Annotated in this window: 20 protein-coding genes; 15 read left to right on the forward strand and 5 right to left on the reverse strand. The window is 56.4% G+C overall.

From position 1 onward, the window contains the following. Positions 1 to 81 precede the first annotated feature (81 nt). Together RYZ27_RS10420 and aguB are read left to right on the forward strand one after the other, a co-directional pair. A complete protein-coding gene (locus tag RYZ27_RS10420) occupies positions 82 to 1080 on the forward strand; it encodes an agmatine deiminase family protein (RefSeq protein ID WP_406679444.1) in 999 nt (332 codons plus the stop codon). Next, positions 1077 to 1922, forward strand: a complete 846-nt coding sequence (gene aguB, locus RYZ27_RS10425) for an N-carbamoylputrescine amidase (RefSeq protein WP_406679445.1) — start codon at positions 1077 to 1079, stop codon at positions 1920 to 1922. The genes RYZ27_RS10420 and aguB overlap by 4 nt, the downstream gene beginning before the upstream one ends. On the opposite strand, the gene RYZ27_RS10430 is transcribed toward aguB, so the two are convergent. Genes RYZ27_RS10430 through RYZ27_RS10440 form a run of 3 tightly spaced genes read right to left on the reverse strand, consistent with a single transcriptional unit; the run spans position 1919 to position 3257 of the window. Further along, positions 1919 to 2674: a glycosyltransferase family 2 protein gene (locus RYZ27_RS10430; protein ID WP_406679446.1), complete on the reverse strand. Its 756-nt coding sequence runs from the start codon at positions 2672 to 2674 to the stop codon at positions 1919 to 1921. The genes aguB and RYZ27_RS10430 overlap by 4 nt on opposite strands. Further along, a complete protein-coding gene (locus tag RYZ27_RS10435) occupies positions 2671 to 2982 on the reverse strand; it encodes a cell division protein ZapA (RefSeq protein WP_406679447.1) in 312 nt (103 codons plus the stop codon). The genes RYZ27_RS10430 and RYZ27_RS10435 overlap by 4 nt, the downstream gene beginning before the upstream one ends. Further along, entirely contained in the window at positions 2982 to 3257 is a 276-nt protein-coding gene (locus RYZ27_RS10440) for a DUF4164 family protein (RefSeq protein ID WP_406679448.1), read from the reverse strand. The genes RYZ27_RS10435 and RYZ27_RS10440 overlap by 1 nt, the downstream gene beginning before the upstream one ends. Before the next feature lie 108 nt (positions 3258 to 3365). On the opposite strand from RYZ27_RS10440, the gene tkt reads away from it, so the two are divergent. The 7 genes from tkt to RYZ27_RS10475 all read left to right on the forward strand — a co-directional run bounded on the left by tkt (position 3366) and on the right by RYZ27_RS10475 (position 11089). Further along, positions 3366 to 5330: a transketolase gene (tkt, locus tag RYZ27_RS10445; RefSeq protein WP_406679449.1), complete on the forward strand. Its 1965-nt coding sequence runs from the start codon at positions 3366 to 3368 to the stop codon at positions 5328 to 5330. 49 nt (positions 5331 to 5379) lie between these two features. Continuing rightward, positions 5380 to 8211, forward strand: coding sequence for a helicase-related protein (locus RYZ27_RS10450; RefSeq protein ID WP_406679450.1), 2832 nt, complete (start codon positions 5380 to 5382; stop codon positions 8209 to 8211). Continuing rightward, on the forward strand, positions 8208 to 8498 hold the full coding sequence (locus tag RYZ27_RS10455; protein WP_406679451.1) for an RNA-binding S4 domain-containing protein: 291 nt from the start codon (positions 8208 to 8210) through the stop codon (positions 8496 to 8498). Before RYZ27_RS10450 ends, RYZ27_RS10455 begins: the two co-directional genes overlap by 4 nt. A 7-nt stretch (positions 8499 to 8505) precedes the next feature. Next, positions 8506 to 8946, forward strand: coding sequence for a TerB family tellurite resistance protein (locus RYZ27_RS10460; RefSeq protein WP_406679452.1), 441 nt, complete (start codon positions 8506 to 8508; stop codon positions 8944 to 8946). Positions 8947 to 9017: 71 nt separating this feature from the next. After that, on the forward strand, positions 9018 to 9359 hold the full coding sequence (gene fdxA / locus RYZ27_RS10465; RefSeq protein WP_406679453.1) for a ferredoxin FdxA: 342 nt from the start codon (positions 9018 to 9020) through the stop codon (positions 9357 to 9359). 154 nt (positions 9360 to 9513) lie between these two features. Then, positions 9514 to 10035, forward strand: a complete 522-nt coding sequence (locus RYZ27_RS10470; RefSeq protein WP_406679454.1) for a CarD family transcriptional regulator — start codon at positions 9514 to 9516, stop codon at positions 10033 to 10035. Between the two features lie 169 nt (positions 10036 to 10204). Next, complete coding sequence (locus RYZ27_RS10475; protein ID WP_406679455.1) at positions 10205 to 11089, forward strand: RNA polymerase factor sigma-32; 885 nt, start codon at positions 10205 to 10207, stop codon at positions 11087 to 11089. Here the strand turns inward: RYZ27_RS10475 and RYZ27_RS10480 are convergent. Further along, entirely contained in the window at positions 11086 to 12252 is a 1167-nt protein-coding gene (locus tag RYZ27_RS10480; protein ID WP_406679456.1) for a hypothetical protein, read from the reverse strand. The genes RYZ27_RS10475 and RYZ27_RS10480 overlap by 4 nt on opposite strands. 162 nt (positions 12253 to 12414) lie before the next feature. On the opposite strand from RYZ27_RS10480, the gene clpB reads away from it, so the two are divergent. Continuing rightward, on the forward strand, positions 12415 to 15030 hold the full coding sequence (gene clpB / locus RYZ27_RS10485; protein ID WP_406679457.1) for an ATP-dependent chaperone ClpB: 2616 nt from the start codon (positions 12415 to 12417) through the stop codon (positions 15028 to 15030). A gap of 5 nt (positions 15031 to 15035) precedes the next feature. On the opposite strand, the gene RYZ27_RS10490 is transcribed toward clpB, so the two are convergent. Then, complete coding sequence (locus RYZ27_RS10490) at positions 15036 to 16376, reverse strand: peptidoglycan DD-metalloendopeptidase family protein (protein ID WP_406679458.1); 1341 nt, start codon at positions 16374 to 16376, stop codon at positions 15036 to 15038. Between the two features lie 137 nt (positions 16377 to 16513). Here RYZ27_RS10490 and RYZ27_RS10495 point away from each other — a divergent pair, with 137 nt between their 5' ends. The 5 genes from RYZ27_RS10495 to RYZ27_RS10515 all read left to right on the forward strand — a co-directional run bounded on the left by RYZ27_RS10495 (position 16514) and on the right by RYZ27_RS10515 (position 21370). Then, a complete protein-coding gene (locus RYZ27_RS10495; protein WP_406679459.1) occupies positions 16514 to 19774 on the forward strand; it encodes a YdbH domain-containing protein in 3261 nt (1086 codons plus the stop codon). Positions 19775 to 19843: 69 nt separating this feature from the next. Then, complete coding sequence (locus RYZ27_RS10500; RefSeq protein ID WP_406679460.1) at positions 19844 to 20035, forward strand: YnbE family lipoprotein; 192 nt, start codon at positions 19844 to 19846, stop codon at positions 20033 to 20035. A gap of 18 nt (positions 20036 to 20053) precedes the next feature. Then, a complete protein-coding gene (locus RYZ27_RS10505; protein ID WP_406679461.1) occupies positions 20054 to 20407 on the forward strand; it encodes a YdbL family protein in 354 nt (117 codons plus the stop codon). A 20-nt stretch (positions 20408 to 20427) separates the two neighbouring features. Next, on the forward strand, positions 20428 to 20667 hold the full coding sequence (locus RYZ27_RS10510; RefSeq protein WP_406679462.1) for a hypothetical protein: 240 nt from the start codon (positions 20428 to 20430) through the stop codon (positions 20665 to 20667). A gap of 61 nt (positions 20668 to 20728) precedes the next feature. Beyond that, complete coding sequence (locus tag RYZ27_RS10515) at positions 20729 to 21370, forward strand: histidine phosphotransferase family protein (RefSeq protein WP_406679463.1); 642 nt, start codon at positions 20729 to 20731, stop codon at positions 21368 to 21370. Positions 21371 to 21374: the final 4 nt, after the last annotated feature.

Consider the following 21374-nt stretch of genomic DNA (forward strand, 5'->3'; position numbering starts at 1 on the left):
CCGTATCGCTATGCTCACATGGATCGCGCTCAAGGCTGTTTCTCTTTGCGCCTAATGTAAAGCTATGGCATGGGGCGCGCGATGACTGTGATGACCTCTTCTGTCCCGCCCGAGTGGACTTCGCATGCCGCGATTTGGGCGGGCTGGCCGCGCTTGCCTGAGGAATGGGGTGACGCGTTTGAGAATGCCAAGAATGAGATTGAGGTTTTCCTCAAAACCCTTGCTCAAACCACGCCTGTCAAAATCGCCTGTGGCTCGCGCAAGAGCTACACAGATGCCTGGATGCGGTTTGGCGAGACCCCGAATATCAGTCTGCACACGGTCCTAAGCGGCGACATCTGGTTGCGCGATACCGGGCCAGTCTTTGCCCAAGGTAAGAGCGGACTGGTCGCGCATCAGTTCGGATTCAATGGCTGGGGCGGCAAATATGTCATGCCCGGTGATGAGATGACCGCCGGGGCGATTGCCAGCGCGGAACTGAAACCTCGTACCCGCCATGACTTTATCCTCGAAGGCGGGGCGATTGATCTTGATGGCGAAGGGCGCTTGCTGACCACGCGCCAATGCCTGCTGAACCCGAACCGCAATGCGGGCTGGACAGAAGCAATCGCCGAAGCCGCACTGCGTGAAGCCCTCGGCGTCACCGAGATTATCTGGCTCGGCGATGGCCTCCTCAATGACCACACGGATGGCCATGTCGACAATATTGCTCGCTTCATCGCGCCGGGTGTTGTCGCCTGTCAGCGCCCGAGCGGCGCGGATGACCCAAATACTGAAACCCTTGGTCAGATTGAAGCCACGCTTCGGGCAACTGGCTTGACCGTAATCACCCTGCCCTCTCCCGGCCTGATTACGGATGAAGACGGCGCGCCCGTCCCGGCCAGCCATATGAATTTCCTGATCTCAAATGGCCATGTCTATCTGCCCGTCTATGAAGACCATTATCGTAATCTCGCGGCAGAGGCCCTTGCCAAGGCGATGCCCGGCTATGAAATTATCCCTCTGCCTGCCCGTCATATCCTGTCTGGAGGCGGCGCGTTTCATTGTATGACCCAGCAAGTCCCGGAGGTTCCGCGATGACCCGAACACTCAGCGTTGCTGCCCTGCAAATGTCCTTCATCAAGGCCGACATGGACGCGAATATTGCCCGCGTCAGCGAGCGTGTTCGTGAAGCTGCTGCAGCAGGCGCAGACATCATCCTGCCGTCTGAGCTCTTTAGCGATCACTATTTCTGCAAAACTCAGGAAGAGCACGTTTTTGCGACCGCCTACCCCTGGTCCGAGCATCCAGCCGTAACCGCCATGGCGGATTTGGCGCGGGAGCTGAGCGTCGTCATCCCGGTTTCCATCTTCGAGAAGGATGGCCCGGAATACTATAATTCTGTGGTCATGGTTGATGCCGATGGCAGTCTGCTCGGCGTCTATCGCAAATCCCACATCCCTGATGGCCCAGGCTATCAGGAGAAGTTCTACTTCCGGCCCGGCAATACCGGCTTTCGTGTCTGGAATACGCAAAAGGGCAAAATCGGCGTTGGCATTTGCTGGGACCAATGGTTCCCTGAGGCTGCGCGCGCCATGGCCCTGATGGGCGCCGATGTATTGCTCTACCCAACTGCGATTGGCGCTGAACCACAGGATGACAGCCTCGATACCGCCGCGCGCTGGCGCCGCGCCATGCAGGGTCATGCCGTCAGCAATGTCATCCCGGTCATTGCTGCCAACCGTGTCGGCGATGAAGATGGACAAGTCTTTTACGGAACCAGTTTCATTGCTGACCATGTTGGCGAGATTGTCAGCGAGCTGAACCGCACCGAGGAAGGTGTGATCACCGCGAAATTTAATCTAGATGAGATTGAACAGGATCGCGCCGCATGGGGTTTCTTCCGCGACCGGCGCACGGATCTCTATGGTGTTTTGACCTAACGATCCGCGCGCGGGTCATCCCATTCTTTTGCAATGCCTTGCCCGCCACGACGGGTCAGCCAGAACATGCCGAGCAAGTCGAAAATTCCAGCGCCCAAACGGCCAAGAAAGCCATACTTTGACTGGCCGTGCCAACGCACCCGATCATTCACCAATTCCTCACGCACCTCCCATCCGGCGCGCTTGATCAGCGCCGGGAGAAAGCGGTGCATGCTGGCAAAGTAAGGAAGCTCGCGAAAGGCTTCAGTCCGGATCAGCTTCCAGCCACACCCTGTATCGGTCGCATCATCACGCAACATGAAACGGCGCACACCATTGGCGACCCGCGATTGCAGCCATTTAAACCCGCTATCGTTCCGGCTGTTGCGTTTGCCGGCAATGATACCGAGCTTGCCTGTGTCCTGTCCGGCGATCAGTTCTTTCCAAAGGCGCGCAGTATCATTGATGTCATTCTGTCCGTCGCCATCAATCAGCTGGGTCCAGCGTCCGCGCACCGCCTTGAGGCCCGTCATCAAGGCCGCTGATTTCCCACGCCGCTCGATATGCGTGAACACTTTTACCGTATCTGGCCAGCGGGCTGTGGCCTGCTTAAGCTCTTCGGCCGTCGCATCGCCGGAACAATCATTTACGCCAACAATCTCGAACGCGATTCCATTGAGGGCTTCATGGACTTCCTCGATCAGAGGCAGGACATTGCCTTCCTCATTATAGAACGGGATCAATACACTCAGGTCAGGCGGTGTATCGCTCACGTATTCTCCTCGATCCGCGCCGCCAGCTTCTCGATCCGCTGTGCCGCATCGCTCAAGGCATGGGCCGCGCGGTCAAGCTCAGGGGCAGCGGCAACCGCGACCCCGCGCGAAGCTGCATCCAACTCATCAAGCAGAGCGAGCGCCGCAACCAGCAGCAGGCGATCATCGCCAACTTCACCCACTGCGCGGGCAATCGCTTCAACCCGTTCATCAAGCTGGCGCGATAGCGTGACCAGACGCTGCTCTCGCCCTGGCGCACAGGCAATCGAATATTGCCGACCTCGAATCTCTACATCTGCTTTTGCCATCAGCTCTGCCCTTCCCGCCCAAGAGCCGCCCGAACCTCCGCGATCGCAGAACCAAGGGCCTCAGACGCTTCATCAGCCAGGGCTTGCAATTCTTGTTCCCGCGCGAGGGTTTCGTCGAGTTCGGCAGCCAATCGCGCGCGATCATCAACCATAGCGGCGAGTTCCTTGCGCATCAGGCCAATATTGCCAGAGCGTTCAAACAGGGAATCAACAGCTCTTTCGAGACGTCCAAGCGCTTCATCAAGTTGCGCAGCAGAGGCAGTAACAGAAGCCATTTCACCCGTTTGCCGTCATTGGCCCGAAAACTCAATACATCCGGCGCGGTGCGGCTTGACAGAAAAGCCCTCTTCCTTGATTGCGGGCACACGTTTGGAGGAGCTCCCATGACTGTAAGCAATCGTGACATGGCCAACGCAATTCGCGCACTGTCCATTGATGCCGTTGAACAAGCCAAATCTGGTCATGTTGGCCTGCCGCTGGGTATGGCGGACGCCGCAACGGTACTGTTTACGAAATTCCTCAAGCACAACCCGGCAGACCCAAAATGGCCCGACCGTGATCGGTTCATTCTGTCCGCGGGACACGGCTCCATGCTGATCTACGCCCTGCTCCACCTGACAGGATATGAGAGCGTCAGCCGCGAAGAGATCATCAATTTCCGTCAGATCGGAGCGAAAACACCGGGCCACCCGGAAAACTTCGTCACTGAAGGCGTTGAAACGACGACTGGCCCGCTCGGTCAGGGCATCGCGACAGGCGTCGGCATGGCGATGGCCGAGCGGCACCTGAATGCCCGTTTCGGCGATGATCTCGTCAATCACAAGACTTATGTTCTGGCGGGCGATGGCTGTCTAATGGAAGGCATCAGCCAAGAAGCCATCACGCTTGCTGGCCATTTACAGCTCTCCAACCTGATCGTCCTGTTCGATGATAATGCCGTGACCATTGATGGCGGTACAGACATGGCCGATGCGACGGACCAATGCACCCGGTTCGAAGCCTCTGGCTGGATCACAAAGCGTGTTGATGGTCATGACGCTGGCGATGTCGAAGCGGCCCTTGCATGGGCGCAGGATCAGGACAAACCGGTCATGCTCGCGGTCAAAACCATCATTGGCTATGGCGCAAAGCGCGCTGGCACTGGCCCAGCCCATGGTGGCCCTTACGGCCCTGAAGAAGTTCAGACCGTGCGCGAAGCGATCGGCTGGCCGCATGCGCCGTTCGTGGTCCCGGCTGAGATTGAAGAGGCATGGAAGACTGCTGGCAAGCGCGCCGAAGGCGACTATACAGCCTGGCAATCTCGCCTGAGCGCTTCTGCCGATAAAGCGACGTTTGAAGCCGCGATTAGTGGCGCTTTACCCGCTGACCTCGCCAGCATCGTTGCCACACACAAGAAAGCTGTTGTCGAAGGCGGCGAAGACAAGGCAACCCGCCAATGGTCGGGCGCGGTTCTGGAGAAGCTGACTGAAGCGATCCCCGAAATGGTTGGCGGTTCCGCCGACCTTACTGGCTCCAACAATACCAAGACCAGCCACACCGTGCCCATGTCCTCAGCTGACTGGGCCGGGCGCTATGTTCACTATGGCATCCGTGAGCATGGTATGGCTGCGGCGATGAATGGCATGGCCCTGCATGGCGGGATCATCCCCTATTCTGGCACCTTCCTGATCTTCTCTGATTATAGCCGTGCGGCGATCCGCCTTGGTGCCCTGATGGGTGAGCGGGTCGTCCATGTGATGACACACGATTCCATCGGCCTTGGCGAAGATGGCCCAACCCACCAGCCAGTTGAGCAGGTTGCAAGCCTGCGCGCGATGCCGAACATGCTGACCTTCCGCCCCTGCGACGGCGTTGAGACTGCAGAGTGCTGGGAACTGGCCCTGCGCAACACGGGTGGTCCATCCACCATGGCCCTGACCCGTCAGAAAATCAAAAGCGCCCGCACGAGCCATACAGATGAGAACCTTTCCGCCAGAGGTGGCTATGTCATTGGCGGTGGCAGAGACGCAAAAGCGGTCATCATCGCCACGGGTTCAGAGGTCGAAATCGCCATGGAGGCGCACACCATCCTTACCGAAAAAGGCATCCCAACGCGCGTTGTCTCCATGCCGTGTATGGAACTGTTCGAGCAACAGGACGAAGCCTACCAGATGGAAACCCTTGGTGGCTCCCTGCCAAAGGTCGCTGTGGAAGCTGGCGTTCGCTTCGGCTGGGATCGCTGGATCGGCTTTGATGGCGGCTTTGTCGGCATGGACAGCTTTGGCGCATCAGCGCCCTATAAAGAGCTTTACAAGAAATTCGGCATCACCGCAGATGCGGTTGTCGCAGAGGTCGAAAAGCGGGTTTAAACACCCGCGACCTTGTTCCGCCTCAATTCAGAGGCAAATGGCGTTTTGAATGTCCATCCTGAAAGCCATCCTTGGCCCGACCAATACTGGGAAAACCCACTATGCCCTAGAGCGTATGATGGGGCACACGACCGGCATGATCGGCCTGCCGCTGCGCCTGCTCGCGCGTGAGGTTTATGACCGCATCGTCAAGGCCAAGGGCGAGCGCGCCGTCGCCCTGATCACAGGCGAGGAACGCATCGTACCGGATCAGGCGCGCTACTGGGTCTGCACGGTGGAATCGATGCCGATTGACCAGCGCGTTGAATTCCTCGCCATCGATGAAATCCAGCTCGCCGAAGATGAAGATCGCGGCCACGTCTTCACTGATCGCATTCTCAACATGCGCGGCACGCAGGAAACTCTTCTGCTCGGCTCTGAAACCATGCGCGATGTCTTGCGAGAGCTGGATTTCGAAATCTCGACAGACATTCGAGAGCGCTTCTCTACGCTCTCTTATGCTGGGCCAAAGAAGATCACCAAGCTGCCCAAACGCACCGCCATTGTCGCGTTCAGCGCGGAGAAAGTGTACGCGATTGCCGAAGTGTTGCGACGTCAGAAAGGCGGCAGCGCTGTGGTCATGGGCGGCCTCTCCCCACGCACGCGCAACGCCCAAGTGGAACTCTATCAGTCTGGCGAGGTCGACTATCTCGTCGCCACGGATGCGATCGGCATGGGCCTTAATCTGGACGTTGACCGCATCGCTTTTGCCGGACGCGCCAAGTTTGATGGCCGTCGCCACCGCTGGCTCAGCGCCGCAGAACTTGGCCAGATTGCTGGCCGGGCGGGCCGCTTCCGCGATGATGGCGCGTTTGGCGAAACGAATGACTGCCCACCACTCGAGGATGAAGTCGTCCACGCGATTGAGGAACATCGCTATGACCGCGTTGCAGAGCTGCAATGGCGCAATTCAGACCTCGACTATCGCTCGATCAAAACTCTGATCGCAAGCCTGGCCCGGTCGAGCGCACACCCGGTTCTGCGCCAGAACCCTTATGGCCTTGATGAATGGGTGCTGCGCCGTATGGCTGAGGATAGCGCGATTGGGCCAGAGGTCCGCGGCGAGCGCAATATCCGCCGTCTCTGGGATCTCGCGCGCCTGCCGGACTTTCGCAAAGCCGGGCATGAGGGTCATGGACGGCTCGTCCTCGGCCTTGCTGAAACCCTGCACGACCCTGACGCGCGCCTGAATGATCAGGCCGTGGAAGAACGCATCAAGGCGCTCGATAACACGCTTGGCGACATCAGCCTGCTCCAGCAACGCCTCGCCATGATCCGCACCTGGACCTATGCCGCCTTCCGCCCCGATTGGCTAAAAGACCCAGAACACTGGCAAATGCGGACAAGAGCGGTTGAAGACCGCCTGTCAGATGCGCTACACGAGGCGCTGATTTTGCGGTTTGTCGATCGTCGAACGACCGCGCTTATTGCTGGCCTGAAAAGGGAAGACCTGTTGACCACTGACGTATCAGATACCGGAGACGTGACCATTGAAGGTCATACAGTTGGAAAACTCGTCGGCCTGAGCTTTGAGCCAGAGACCAGCGCTTCCACGCTTGAGGGCAAAACCCTACGCAGTGCCGCGATGCAGGCGCTTGCACCGGAAATCGCCCAGCGCCTGAAAATGATTGCTGGCGCTCCGGAACTGGCCCTAACCATTAATGAAGCAGGACAGATCGTCTGGAATGGTGCCCCGGTGGCAAAGCTCGTGGCCGGTCCACACTGGCTTGCGCCTTCTGCCACCCTGCTTGGCGGGGAAGAGGCTGAGGCTCACCAGCGAGATGCCGCAACAACGCGGGTGAATGAATGGCTGGGCGGCGAGATTCAAAAGCGCCTGCCAACCCATTTCAAACTGAAATTCTCCCCCGATGAGCTGGGCCTCGAAGGACTTGCAAGAGGTCTGGCCTTCCGCCTGTTGGAAGCAGGCGCGGCTTGTGACCTGCGCGATGAAGATCGCGCCCTGCACCCAAGCCATGAAGATCGCACCAAGCTGAAAGAAGCGGGCATTCGCTCCGGTCGCATCGCCGCGCATATTCCCGATGCGCAAAAACCCGCAGCCCAGCGCCTGATCGCTGTCCTGCAAACCCTTGCCGATGGCCGCGATCGCAAAGTCGCTCCGGAAGGCGCGGGCAGTTTTGAGCTGGATGGTTCATGGCCTGATGAAGACCTCGCGGCGCAGGGTTATCTGCGCTTTGGCAAGCGCGCCGTACGCGCTGATCTGGCCGAGCGTCTGGGTTGGGAGCTCTCCAAGCGCCGCAAAGAAGCTGGCAAAGCTGTCTTCGAGGTGGCCCCGGACCTTGCCTCTATTGTCTCCTGCCCGCTCGATGATTTCCACAATGTCCTCAAAGGCTTCGGGGTCGTTCCGGCAGAGAAGGATGAGGAAACTGGCGCAGTGAAACTCTGGCGCTTCCAGTCCCGGGCTCGCCTTGAAGAACAGAAACAGCGCCGCGAAAATCGTGACCCGCGTAAACCGCGCGGTGAAGGCCCTAAAGGTGGCAATCGCCCGCCGCGCGCCAAAGGGGATCGTGACAATGCTAAAGGCGGGCGTGGTAAGCCGCGTCATCAAGGCGGCGGTGGACGGGGTCGCCCGGCTCCACGTCAGCCTGACCCAGACAGCCCATTTGCAGCCCTCGCAGCTTTGCTGCCTGAAAAGGCTACGCCGCCTCCAAAAAAGAAGAAAAAGCGTAAGCCAAAGCCGAAAGCGGCAGAAGCAACACCTGAAACAGCGGCAACTGAGACACAGGCACCTGCAGATACCCCCAATGTCTCCACAGAGGTCCCTTCCAGCCCCCCTGCATCCCCCGCTGATGCCCCTTCTGTCCCCGAAAAAGAGGCTGAATGAGCCAGGAATACGACGGCATTCGTGTGGATATCTGGCTCTGGCGGGCCCGGTTTTTCAAAACTCGCGCCCTCGCCACGGACTATGTATCCCGCAAAGGTATCCGTCTGACCCGCACAGGACAAACCCGCAAAACGACCAAGCCAGGCGCGCGTTTAGCCGTGGGAGACATCCTCACTTTCTATAAGGCCAAACAGATTGAAACGGTTGAAATCGTCGATTTTGGCGAGCGCCGTGGCCCGGCGAGTGAAGCCCAAGGGCTTTACAGGCGTATAGAGCCGGACGCATAGGGTAGATATGTCTGGTTTTTTCTCCCGCCTGTTCGGCAGCCGCCCCCAAGCCCCCACCCGCGATATCGATCCTTATGAAGCCGCCGCTGCGCTTCTGGTTGAAGCGGCGCTGGTCGATGGCGTTTACGCCAATCTTGAAAGCGACATGATTGCCGAACTCCTCGTGACCAGCTTCAATATGGACGCGGAGCGGGCTGATAGCGTTCTGAAGAAGGGCGAATCGCTTGCCGAAAACGCCGTCGACGCGCACGCTTTGACCCGGCACGTCAAAACTCTGCCGGAAGCTGAAAGAGTTGCGATTATCGAAGGCTTGTATCGCGTTTCACTGGCCGATGGTGAGGCCTGCAAATTTGAGGATGCCTTTGTGCGGCACGTGGCAAGCTTGCTTCATATTGATGATCTTCGCCGTGTCTCTGCGCGGAAGAGAGCTGAGCTAAACAGACCGTGACAGTCTGAAGGATTGACTTGCCCCTATCCCACCGCCATTTGCGTTTTGAACGCTAAACACAGAGCCGTTGAATGACCTATATTGTAAAGGATGCCTGCATCCGTTGTAAGTACATGGACTGCGTCGAAGTCTGCCCCGTAGACTGTTTCTACGAGGGCGAAAACATGCTCGTCATCCACCCGGATGAGTGTATTGATTGTGGGGTTTGTGAACCTGAATGCCCGGTTGAAGCCATCACCCCGGACACTGAGGACGAACCTGATGCGAAGTGGCTGAAATTGAACACCGAATACTCGAAGGTCTGGCCCAATATTACCCGCATGAAAGAACCACCGGCCGACCGTGAAGAGTTTGCACAGAAGACCAATAAACTGGCGGATTTCTTTAGCCCGAACCCCGGCACTGGCGACTAAACCTTGGCCGTATGTGAGAAATGAACGCCCCTATTGAGAATAGGGCGATTATCTGCTATACATAATCGTCACATAAATACTTACGAGCCATGCATCCTGTCGGGGCTCACGTTCCGGCATCATGGCTCGTTTGCGTAGAAGAGAGGTGCCCCATATGGCAAAAACCGAAACGACCGCAGACCTCGAGTTCAAAGCAGGACAGAAAATTGTTTATCCCGCACATGGTGTTGGAACTGTAACAGCGATTGAGCAGCAGCAAGTCGCTGGCATGACCCTCGAAGTCTATGTTGTTTCGTTCGATCAGGACAAAATGATCCTACGTGTGCCAACAAATCGTGCGACCGCATCAGGTATGCGCGCACTGGCCGGATCAAAACTGGTCGACGATGCCCTGAAAACGCTAGGCGGCAAGGCTCGTATCAAGCGGACTATGTGGTCTCGCCGGGCTCAGGAATATGAAGCCAAGATCAATTCTGGTGATCTGATTTCAATTGCTGAAGTTGTTCGCGACCTTCACCGTCTTGAAGATCAGCCTGAGCAGTCCTACTCTGAACGCCAGCTTTATGAGAGCGCGTTGGACCGTATGGCCCGTGAGTTGTCTGCAGTTGAGAGCATTGATCATGACAAGGCAATGGAACGCCTCGCTGAGTCGCTTGCTAAGAAGAAAGCGGCCTGAAAGACAGACGAAGACGCTGAAAATGTTTAGAAAAAGCCTCGCACTTTGCGAGGCTTTTTTACTTTTGGAGTGATCAGAAAAAAATTCAAGTTTCTTCTGATCCAATCGTATTTGCCAATCGTAAACCTCTATGAACGGACCTTTAACGGCCTGATGGAGGACAAATAGAATGGCAACAGCGCAGCCGAGCGGCCCAGAACACCGTCGTTACGTTCGAAAAGCCATGAAAGCCCCAATGCTAGAAGCCGATCATGAACTTGATCTGGCGCGGCGTTGGCGGGATCACGATGACGAGAAAGCCCTGCATGAGCTAACGACGGCCTATATGCGTCTCGTTATCTCCATGGCCTCAAAGTTCCGCCATTATGGCTTACCCCTGTCCGATCTGGTTTCAGAAGGCAATGTCGGTCTGATGCAGGCCGCTGCACGGTTTGAGCCTTCCCGTGAAGTCCGGTTTTCAACCTATGCGGCATGGTGGATTCGTTCTTCGATCCAGGATTATGTGCTGCGGAATTGGTCCATCGTACGGACCGGCACAACCGCCGCACAAAAGTCTCTCTTTTTCAACCTGCGCCGCCTACGGGCTAAGATTGATGACACCGGCGATGGCATCATGACTGCCGAAAACAAGAAATGGGTTTCCGAGCATCTCGGCGTACCCGAGCGTGATGTCGAATCGATGGCTTCACGTCTCTCAGCTTCGGATCGCTCCTTGAACGCGCCGCTGGCAACGGACGGCGAAGGGCAATGGCAAGATTTGCTGCCTGATCATAGCGCTACACCAGAACAACAGGTCGAGGAAAGCCGCGATACTGAGCGCCGCAAGGAATGGATCAGCGAAGCCCTGAAGAGCCTGAACGAGCGGGAAACCCTCATCATCATGGAGCGTCGCCTGACCGACGAAACGGTCACGCTGGAAGTGCTCGGCAAACGGCTGGGCATCTCTAAAGAACGCGTTCGTCAGATCGAACATCAAGCCTTGAACAAGCTACGCAAGGCCCTGACGAATATGGTCGGTGACCCTGAAAAAGCTGGGCTTATCCCAGCCACCTAGTCTTTCGCGGGCACAAGCTTTATCGCACGCATCTCACCAAGCTCATTGCTGCCATAGCCAATGGCAATGGCATCGCTATTAATGTCGGTGATCTGGATATTGCTCCAATCGCGTGTTTGCGGCGCAACGGCCCCTAGAAACTTCCCGAAACTCTTATCCGGTGACCAGTAAAAAAGCTCTGTCTCGCGCTCCAGGGCATACTGCCAGAACTCCGCGAAATTCTGGCGTAGCCTATATTGCTCTTCGACGGGAAGCTGAACAAAGGTTGCAAAGTTGGTGTAGGTGGCTTGCCCAAAGAGGGACCCACAAGGGCCAAGGCTAATCCAGTCAACATCCCAGCCATCACCCGGCAGGACCAGCGCAGGCACCACGTCCCCTTGCTTATCAAGATAGATTGCCGGGTTTACGACTTCGCCAGTTGCCAGAGCAAACACTCGGCCCGTTTCATCAATGCCTTTCGCCTCAATATGCAACAATTCCTCAGGTAGGCTTGCTGTTACGCGCTGGCCCTTATCCCAGCGCCAAAGGAAAGACTCACGATCACTAACAAGCACCCCCCCTATGGCGCCCTGATTATTGATGCCGCCAAGTTCAATCTGGTCTGGCGTTTCAAACAGGATCTCGACAGGCTCCTCTAGCGTGCAACGGGCAACCATCTGCCCCTCAGGCCCTGAGAACAATGCTGCAGATTGATCCCCGTCATCACTGATCACAAAAGTATCCAATTCCCACTCTGCCCCCTCTGGCAGTGAGCAATAGAGCGCGACATCAATCTCACCGCCTTTGCGGTCAATCAGAGTCGTCGCCCGTGCTGGCAGGAACCCCTCCTGCACCAGTAAATAGTCGGTAAGACGCACCCGATCACCAACCAGACGACTGGTCTTGCGTTGGGCCAGCGTGTCAGGATTGATGACCGGTTTGGCCTTACCATTGCGCTCGATCATATACTCGGCAGCTTCCTGACCAAGCCCCGGCGGAACAGCCCGCACAATCACCCGGCCACGTTCATCAATAGCAACCGCGCGGCTTTCAGCCTGACCTTCAACAACATCTCCAAGGTCTACGAGATCATACCGTTCCGGCACCGCCTTACAGTTGGCGCTGGCCACTTGCGCGCAAAAACCAAGCGCAATCATCGATGTCATGCTGAGTTTGAAGATCATATTGGGAGCCTCCTGCGGTAGAGTTTCACCGACATCTTGCAAGCCATCAACCCCTTCCCCACATCACTTATGAGAGATCGCTGCTGAGCGGGATTTCTCTTTATCAACCCCATGCAACAGCTGTTGATGGGAAACATATCATCTGCCTTGAGAGGGGATAAAATGAATTTTGAAACCTATACCGAACGCGCACAAAGCGTTCTGCAAGCGGCGCAAACTACAGCCCTTGCCAATTCCAACCAAGTTTTCCTGCCTGAGCATATTTTAAAAGCCATGCTGGATGATCGCGATCAGCTTGCGGCGAATCTGATCCGCGCTGCTGGTGGCCAGCCAGAACGGGTTGCCCAATTGAATGATGAGGCCCTGCGTGCCATTCCAAAAGTTAGCGGCGGACAGTCTGGCCTGCGCCTGGATCAAACCACAGCCAAACTATTTGCTAATGCGGAAGCGGGCGCAAAAACCGCAGGCGACAGCTTTGTCACTGTTGAGCGACTCCTGATCGCACTGACAGGATTATCAGGGTCAAAGGCTGCTGATGCCCTGAAGCAATCCGGCGTCACCGCCAACAGCCTTGAAGCCGCCGTTACCCAACTGCGCCAGGGCCGCACCGCCGACAGTGCCAATGCCGAAGAAGGCTATGAAGCCTTGAAGAAATATACACGCGATCTCACCGCAGATGCCCGTTCGGGCAAGCTCGATCCAGTGATTGGCCGTGACGAGGAAATCCGCCGCGCCATTCAGGTGCTCAGCCGTCGGACCAAGAATAATCCCGTCCTGATTGGCGAACCCGGCGTTGGTAAAACCGCCATTGCCGAAGGTCTTGCCCTACGCATCGTCAATGGTGATGTGCCTGAAAGCCTCAAGGATAAGCGTCTGCTGGCTCTCGATATGGGCGCCCTCATTGCCGGGGCGAAGTTTCGCGGTGAGTTTGAAGAGCGCCTGAAAGCTGTCCTGAAAGAGGTCGAACAGGCCGAAGGCGGCGTCGTTCTGTTCATCGACGAAATGCATACGCTGGTCGGGGCCGGCAAGACCGATGGCGCTATGGATGCTTCAAACCTTATCAAACCAGCGTTGGCTCGTGGTGAGTTGCACTGCCTCGGTGCTACGACGCTCGATGAATATCGCAAATATGTTGAGGGCGACGCCGCCCTCGCCCGTCGCTTCATGGCTGTCTATGTTGATGAGCCAACGGTTGAGGATACAATCTCCATCCTGCGTGGCCTGAAAGGGCGTTATGAGGCGCATCATGGCGTACGCGTCAGCGATGCGGCCATCGTCTCAGCAGCGACCCTCTCCAATCGCTACATCACGGATCGCTTCTTGCCCGATAAAGCCATCGATCTGATGGATGAGGCCGCTTCACGTCTGCGGATGCAGGTGGACTCCAAGCCTGAGGAACTTGATGAAATTGATCGCCGTCTGATGCAATTGCGGATCGAAGCCGAAGCTTTGAAGAAAGAGAAAGACGACGCTTCGAAGGATCGCCTGACGACGATTGAGGGTGAGATTGGTGCACTGCAAACCCAATCTGATGAGCTGACAACCGCATGGGCGGCAGAGAAAGACAAGCTGAAAGGTGCCGCCAGCGCCAAGGAAGAACTTGATCGCGCTTATGCAGATATGGCCGAGGCCCAGCGGGTCGGCGACCTGACAAAAGCGTCCGAGTTGAAATATGCGGTTATCCCGGCGCTGGAAGCCCGGATTGCCGAAGTTGAGAAAGGCGATGGCGGTGATGGCGGTCTTGTTTCCGAAGTCGTTCGCCCGGACCATATCGCTGCTGTCGTGAGCAAGTGGACCGGTATCCCGGTCGACAAGATGCTGGAAGGCGAGCGTGAAAAACTCCTCCGCATGGAAGATGCCCTGCGTGCCCGTGTGGTCGGGCAGGAAGACGCGCTGCTTGCCGTTTCCAACGCTGTGCGCCGGGCTCGCGCTGGCCTACAGGATCCAAACCGCCCAATCGGCAGCTTCCTGTTCGTCGGTCCAACCGGGGTCGGTAAAACCGAGCTAACCAAGGCGCTCGCCGAGTTCATGTTCGATGATGATAGCGCGGTGCTGCGCCTTGATATGTCAGAGTTTCAGGAGAAGCATTCGGTTGCTCGCCTGATCGGCGCGCCTCCGGGCTATGTCGGCTATGATGAAGGCGGGGTGCTGACTGAAGCGGTGCGTCGCCGCCCGTATCAGGTTGTCCTGTTCGACGAGGTTGAAAAGGCCCATCCGGACCTGTTCAATACCTTGCTGCAAGTCCTCGATGATGGCCGCCTGACCGATGGTCAGGGCCGTACGGTCGACTTCAAGAACACCGTCATCATCATGACCTCAAACCTCGGCGCAGATGCATTAGCGAGTGGTGACGAAGGTGAGCTAACCCCAGCCCAGACCGACGCGGTGATGGCGGCCATTCGCGCTCATTTCCGCCCGGAATTCATCAACCGGATTGACGAGACGGTCTTCTTCAAGCGGCTAGGCCGTGGCGAGATCGACCATATTGTCGATATTCAGATGAAGCGGCTTGAACGCCTGCTGGTCGAACGCAAGATGAGCATCACGCTCAGCGAAGCCGCGCGCCAATGGCTCGCCGATAAAGGCTATGATCCGGTCTATGGTGCGCGTCCTCTCAAACGTGTGATCCAGAAAGAGCTGCAAGACCCGCTGGCCCGCCTGCTACTCGAAGGGCGCATTCATGATGGAGAAGACATCAAGGTCGACGTTGAAGGCGAAAGCCTTTCCATTAATGGTGTCCCAAATGACTTTGCAAAAGGAGCCTCTGCTCTGAACTAGGGCTCTTAATTTCCCGGAATAGCGGCGGCGATCAATAGGTCGTCGCCGTCTTCATGCGAGGTATTGCGGATCGCATCAATACGGTCGCGTTCCACCTCAAAAGCGGCCATGATCTCTGGCTCACCGGCAAGTTTCCGGCCCGTTGGCAGTTTCAAACGCATCGCATCAACGGGCTTGCCATTGATATAGACTTCATAGTGGAGGTGCGGTCCGGTTGAGGCTCCGGTTGAACCGACATAGCCGATCACCTGTCCCTGCCGTACGCGCGTGCCTTTACGTACGCCGCGACCATAACGCGACATATGCGCATAGGCGGTCTTGTAGCCATTGGCATGGCGAATGCGAACATAATGGCCATACCCGCCATAACGACTGGCGCGTTCGACTGTGCCATGCCCAGCCGCATAGATCGGCGTTCCAGTCGGCGCGGCGAAGTCGGTGCCTTTGTGTAAGCGCGTGTAACCACTGATTGGATGACGGCGATTGCCGAAGCGGGATGATAGCCGCGCGCCATTGATCGGCGTTTTCATCAGGAAGCGCGTCGCGCTCTCACCATTGCCCTGAAAATAATCCGTCTCGCCTGTGTCCTCTGGGGTGAAGCGATAGAAGCTCTTATCCACGGCCCGGCCGTTCAGCGCAGCATAAATGAGGTTCCCAGCCCGTATCGGATTGCCGCGCTCATCGCTGACCGCTTCATAGACAAACTCAAATTCATCGCCGGGGTGAACCTCGCGCTGGAAGTCAACGTCATAGGCAAATACTTGCGCAAAATCGACAACTTGTTGGTCACCTGCGCCTTGCTCCAGCGCATCAACATAGAGGCTGGTTTGAACCGTCCCGCGCACGACAATCGGCATTGCCACTTCTCGGGCTTTCAGCTCAAAGCTGCGCCAGACATCATCATGCCCACGCTTGGCGATCATTTGGCGACCCGTTTCAGGGGTAACTTTCAAAGCGGTCAGCTGATCATTATCCTGCCAGACCGTAACTTCCAAACCGGCACGAACGCGGCGTGGGTCAAGCAATTCCGCATCCGTTAGGCTGGCTAAAGCAAGCGCCGCATCGCGGCGGTCAAGGCCGAGGCGGTCTGTTAAGCCGGACAGCGTCTCACGCCGCTGCAATCGCGTTACCGTAGGGCTTAATGCGAAGTCTGTTTCGAATTCAGACGGTAATTCGGCAAGTAGGGGTGCGCGTGGTTGCAGATCGGCGATTACAGGCTCCGCAGTCTTCACTGCTGGCCGAAGCGATAAAGCAATTCCGCCGAAGAGCGCAAACGCCCCAACGAGCACCGTTAGGCTGCGCATTCCGCGTGAACGCGGGATTGGAAAAGATCGCGGCAGTTTCATCACAACTCTACTCAAAAATGGCCCGATTTCCGACCATATCAATCGCAATCATATTTAGAACTCGCTAAGATATACAATTAGGCTTTTGTCATCTAGGCGGGACGGAAGATCAAAAGCTGCCTGAGAAAGGGACAAATGTGCGTAAATGGCTGATCATTCTTGGCCTGTTTGTCCTGATCCTATTGGGGGGCAGTTTTGCGGCGTGGCTCGCCCGCGGCAGCATCCTACAAAGCGTTCTGAAATCATCTTGCAATGACCGAAACCTGGCCTGCGAGGTAGAGACGGTTGACTTTGAACTGGACCAAATTGTTCTGACGGGACTCACCGTTGATGACCTAAATGGCGCACCTATTGCGACAGGACGCATTCGCGTTGACTTGTCTTGGCCCAGTCTGTTCTCACCGGACATCACAGGAGTCACCATTGATGATGATCCGGTCCTGAACGTCTCTTTCGATGGTCAGGATATCTCTTTCGGTTCGCTACAGCTCAAGGATCTCACCGGAAGTGGTGGCGGCGGTTCCGGCACAATCCCCCCTATTACGGTTGAAAGTCTCGACCTCACTGTTCGCACACCCGCAGGAAACCTTCTGGGGCAAGTGAGTGGTCAGGGCGAGTGGCCAACACAGGGGCAACTCTCAATTACCCTAACGCCGACTGAACTTGCACAGGATGGCCACCAACTCAGCCTTGCCGCTGGAACGGTCGATATCTCCCTTGCAGAAGACCGAGTGAATGGGGCGGTTGACCTGCGGGTCACACGGGCACGGCTCTATGACCGTGACGCGCAAGACATTCACCTGCTCGGCACCCTCACCGATGGTGATCAGCCGTTCATCGAATGGTCCCTATCGGCCGATCGTCTGGCGGAAATGGCGCGCTTTGAGGCCGTTGATATCAATAGCTCTGGCCGTTTGGACTTGTTCAGACGCCCCAGCCAGACGGACCGCACGTGGCTTGACCTTATCGCGCATGTTGACGCAAGCTTACAGGCAGGCTCAGCCCAAATACTTGATTACAGGGTTGAGAAACTCAGCACACTCGCGGAGGCTGAGAGAAGCACACCTGATGATCGATTTGATCTGGCTTCTGAGATCATCTTCACAGACGGACAAACCCCATTTGGCAGTCTGCAATCTGGTAGCCTGACATTTGATGGTGAATTTGATCCCGATATCGCGAGCCTGCGCGGACAAGGCGGTGGTCTGGCAACGAATATTGCGGCGTCCCCCGATATGGCCGCCATGATCAAATCCCTAATCCCGGCAACACCCCCCTTCTCGGCTCATGGGCAACAGCTCCGTGAAGCCTTGGCGCGAGCTATCTCTGGATTTTCTGTCGGTGGTGATTTCAGTTTGTCTTTTGGCACCCAGACCCCGCTTACGTTAGCCATTACGGGCCCGGTCGCTTTGAAAGCGGAGTCTGGTGCCAATATCCTGCTCACGCCAACGGATGAGACCTCCCCCATTATTTTGCGTGAGAACAGTATCGAGATGGTCGGCCTGGCTTCGATGAGCGGCGGTGGTTTCCCCAGTGCAGCGGCTAATCTTCGCCGACTCATCGTGAACCCAGGCAAAACGCAAGTGCAGGCTGGCGGTCTTGAACTGCAAAGCTGGACAGCAGAAGATGTTACGCTTTCTGCGGCCCTAACGAGCCTTGAGATTGATTACGCGACATCAAGTGGCTTGCAATTACAAGGCGATGGCGAGATTGGGATCGATGGTCCAATTACGGGCGTTTCACTTCAGGCCGGGCGCTTGTTTGGAAGCTTGTCAGCGGCTCACGGCCCGTCTGGCTGGCGCGCGCAGACCTATAACAGTCCTTGTATTGGCATCGAGTTTAACACCATCGCCTTGCCAGGCGACATTCAGATCGGAGAAACAGCTCTGCGGCTCTGCCCACCTGATGGACGGCTACTGTCCATAGTTGGTGGTGATCCAATCGGGACCCTCAATCTCGGTCAGGCAACATTTCCGATTACCGGGAAGGCCTTGCAAGCTGATCTTGAATTGATTGGCGGTGTCCTCGACTGGCGAGCAGGCCCGAACCTTGATATCGCGATCAGCGCTGAGGAGCTTCACCTTCCGGCTACGATTGACGGGCGCAGCCTGCGAATTGATAGCAGCGATCCTCAATTGCAACTCACGCTATCAGACACGCCGAGTATTGCCGCGCAGCTAAACCAGACTCATCTGTCAGGGGCACTCGTCCCCGCCCGGATTGATCTTGCAGGTCTACGACTGGACAGCCAGATCACTGAGAGCGGTTTTGATGGCACAGCTATTGGCTCTAGCGTGCGGATCTCGGATATTCGCGAAGATCCCCTGTATGAACCGCTGACCGGGACATTTGAAGCGCGTTTCAGAAATGCCGAAATGACTTTGTCTGGCCCGCTCCAGCTTGCCGGCACAGGCACTCATGCCGCCGATGTTGAGGCGCAGATTGATCTTCGGCGACTGAACGGGACGGCCAGCGTCAGAACCCCGCTTCTGATTTTTCAGGAAAACGGGTTGCAGCCGCGTGACCTGACCGATCGCGTCCGTGGACTTCTGACCAATGCGCGCGGCTCCCTGCAAGCGCAGGCTGACTTCAATATCGTGTCTGGCAAGCTTAGCGGGACGAGTCGTTTCACAGTTAGGGATCTGGGATTTGACACCCTCAGGCTTGGTCCCGTCGATGGCGTAAATGGCCGTCTCTACTTCGATGATATTGTCGGCATCACGACGCCGCCTGGCCAAACCGTGACAATTGGCCGGATCGATCCCGGCGTCGTACTAACGGACGGAGAGCTGCAATTCCAAATTCTGGAAGGCCAAAAAGCACGATTGGAGGCTGCTGAATGGCCATTTGCGGGTGGGCGCTTATTTGTTGAGCCGACCTTATGGACCATTGCCGGCACCACAGACACGATCAATGTCAAAGCCGAGCAGATAGAGCTGTCAGACCTTGTGGAAGCTCTGAATGTCCCGGACCTGCAAGCTGAAGGAACAATTTCGGGGACTTTCCCAATCGAGCTAAGGTCAGGCAACACCTATATCCGCCAAGCAAGATTTGCCGTCGATGAGAAAGGCGGGACCCTGCGCTACACAGGCAGCGCCTTGAACTCAGTTGGCGGTGGCAATGAAATTGTCTCAGACGCTTTCCGCGCTCTGCAAGACCTACAGTATACCGTCCTGGAACTTGGTCTGGACGGCAACCTTCTTGGCGAAATCTCTTTGCAAGTTCTTCTCTTGGGCAAGAATCCAGATGTCTTAAGCGGAGCCGAGTTCGAGTTTGATGTCACCATTGATTCAAAGCTTGCTCAACTACTTCAAGCAGGGCAAAGGGCGACAAGTTCCGAATGGCTCGCGGAAGCCGTTGCGACACAAGTTCGAGAAGGCTCATCGCCGCAAGAGTGACACAAACCAGTCATTTGACGTTCACTCAGCAAGTGCCACAATAGACTCTAAATCTGAGGAGATCAGACCGTGAAAAAATTTGTACCCATCCTTGTGGTGCTTGGCGGTGTTGTCGCGACAGCCTGTTCGCCAACCGTCAAGATCGAAGCCCCTGACGAACCCATTCGGATTGATCTGAACGTCAAGATTGATCAGGAAGTTCGTGTCCGCCTCGACAAGGATGTCGAGGACTTGATCGCCTCCAACCCAGACCTGTTCTAACCGGCGGAGCCCCCTGCTATGACCACTTTAATCCGCACCCTTCTCGCCGCTGTCTCTATCGCCATTATGGGCAGCCTGGCCTTCATGCCCGCACATGCTGGCGATCCTCGTATTGATGCCGCACAGAAAGCCGGCACTGTCGGCGAACGCATTGATGGCTATCTCGGGATTGTTGACCAGAGCGTTGATGATGCTACCCGCAGACGCGTTAATGAAATCAATGCCCAACGCCGGGCCCTTTATGCCAAACTGTCCAAGGACTCTGGTGTTCCAGTCGAACAGGTTGCGCGCCTGACTGGAGAGAAACAAGTCGCAAATGCCGCCCCTGGTGAATTCGTCATGGGCGATAATGGCAGATGGACACAAAAATAAAGCGTGCTAGGTCGACTTCCATGAAGTCGACCATTCTCCTGATCCTTGTATCCATCATAGGCTTGGCCATCACATTCTGGGGCGTCGCCCTGATGTGGCAATCCTTTGGTGTGACCCTGACCCTGCACGGCTGGATTGCTTATGGTCTTGGCGTCACCGCAAGCCTGCTCCTGGCGGGCGGTCTCTTCTTTCTGCTCTTCAAAAGCGCGCGCGACGGATATGACGATATCGACCGTCCTGAAGACTTTGGTGAAGAATAGCCAAGCGACTGTCACGCGAATCTGCTAAACGTTTCTACGTATATTTATCAGAGGCTTGTTTATGATCGAACCTTCTCGCCTTGCGGCCTATATCGCATCACGCATTTGCCATGATCTGATTTCCCCCGTGGCAACAGTGAATTCCGCACTGGAAATGATGCATGATGCGGGCGACGCTGATATGAAAGCGCAAACGGAACAATTGCTCCATAGCAGTGCATCACACGCGACGGCCCGCCTGCAATTCTTGCGCTACGCCTTTGGCTCTGCAGGTCTTTCTACAAGCTCCGCAGATCGCCATGAGATGCGTAAAGTCATTGAAGAATACATGGGCAGCCAGAAACCAAGCCTGGAGTGGGAAATCGATAGCCCGCACTTCAGTTATAGTCATGCCCGGGTTCTGATGAACATTGTTCTGCTGGCCATTAAATCCGTCCCACGCGGCGGCGTGGTTTCGCTAAAAAGCTTCAATGATGGCGATGCCTTGACCATCGTTGCCAATGCCAAAGGCCCCAAGCTGATGATGCATGAAGCCGTCGGCGCTGCGATTGACGGCGGTGCCCCGGAAGGCGGTTGGTCTGCCGATACAATTCAGCCCTATTTTGCAAATCTCGTCATCGGCGAACTTGGGGGTGTGCTGTCCGCGAACAAGACAGAAGAAGCCGTTACGTTTATGGCCCGGAACCTCAGGTCGACAGGCTAACCTC

This window comes from Hyphomonas sp. FCG-A18 (assembly GCF_045287255.1).
Taxonomy (GTDB): domain Bacteria; phylum Pseudomonadota; class Alphaproteobacteria; order Caulobacterales; family Hyphomonadaceae; genus Henriciella.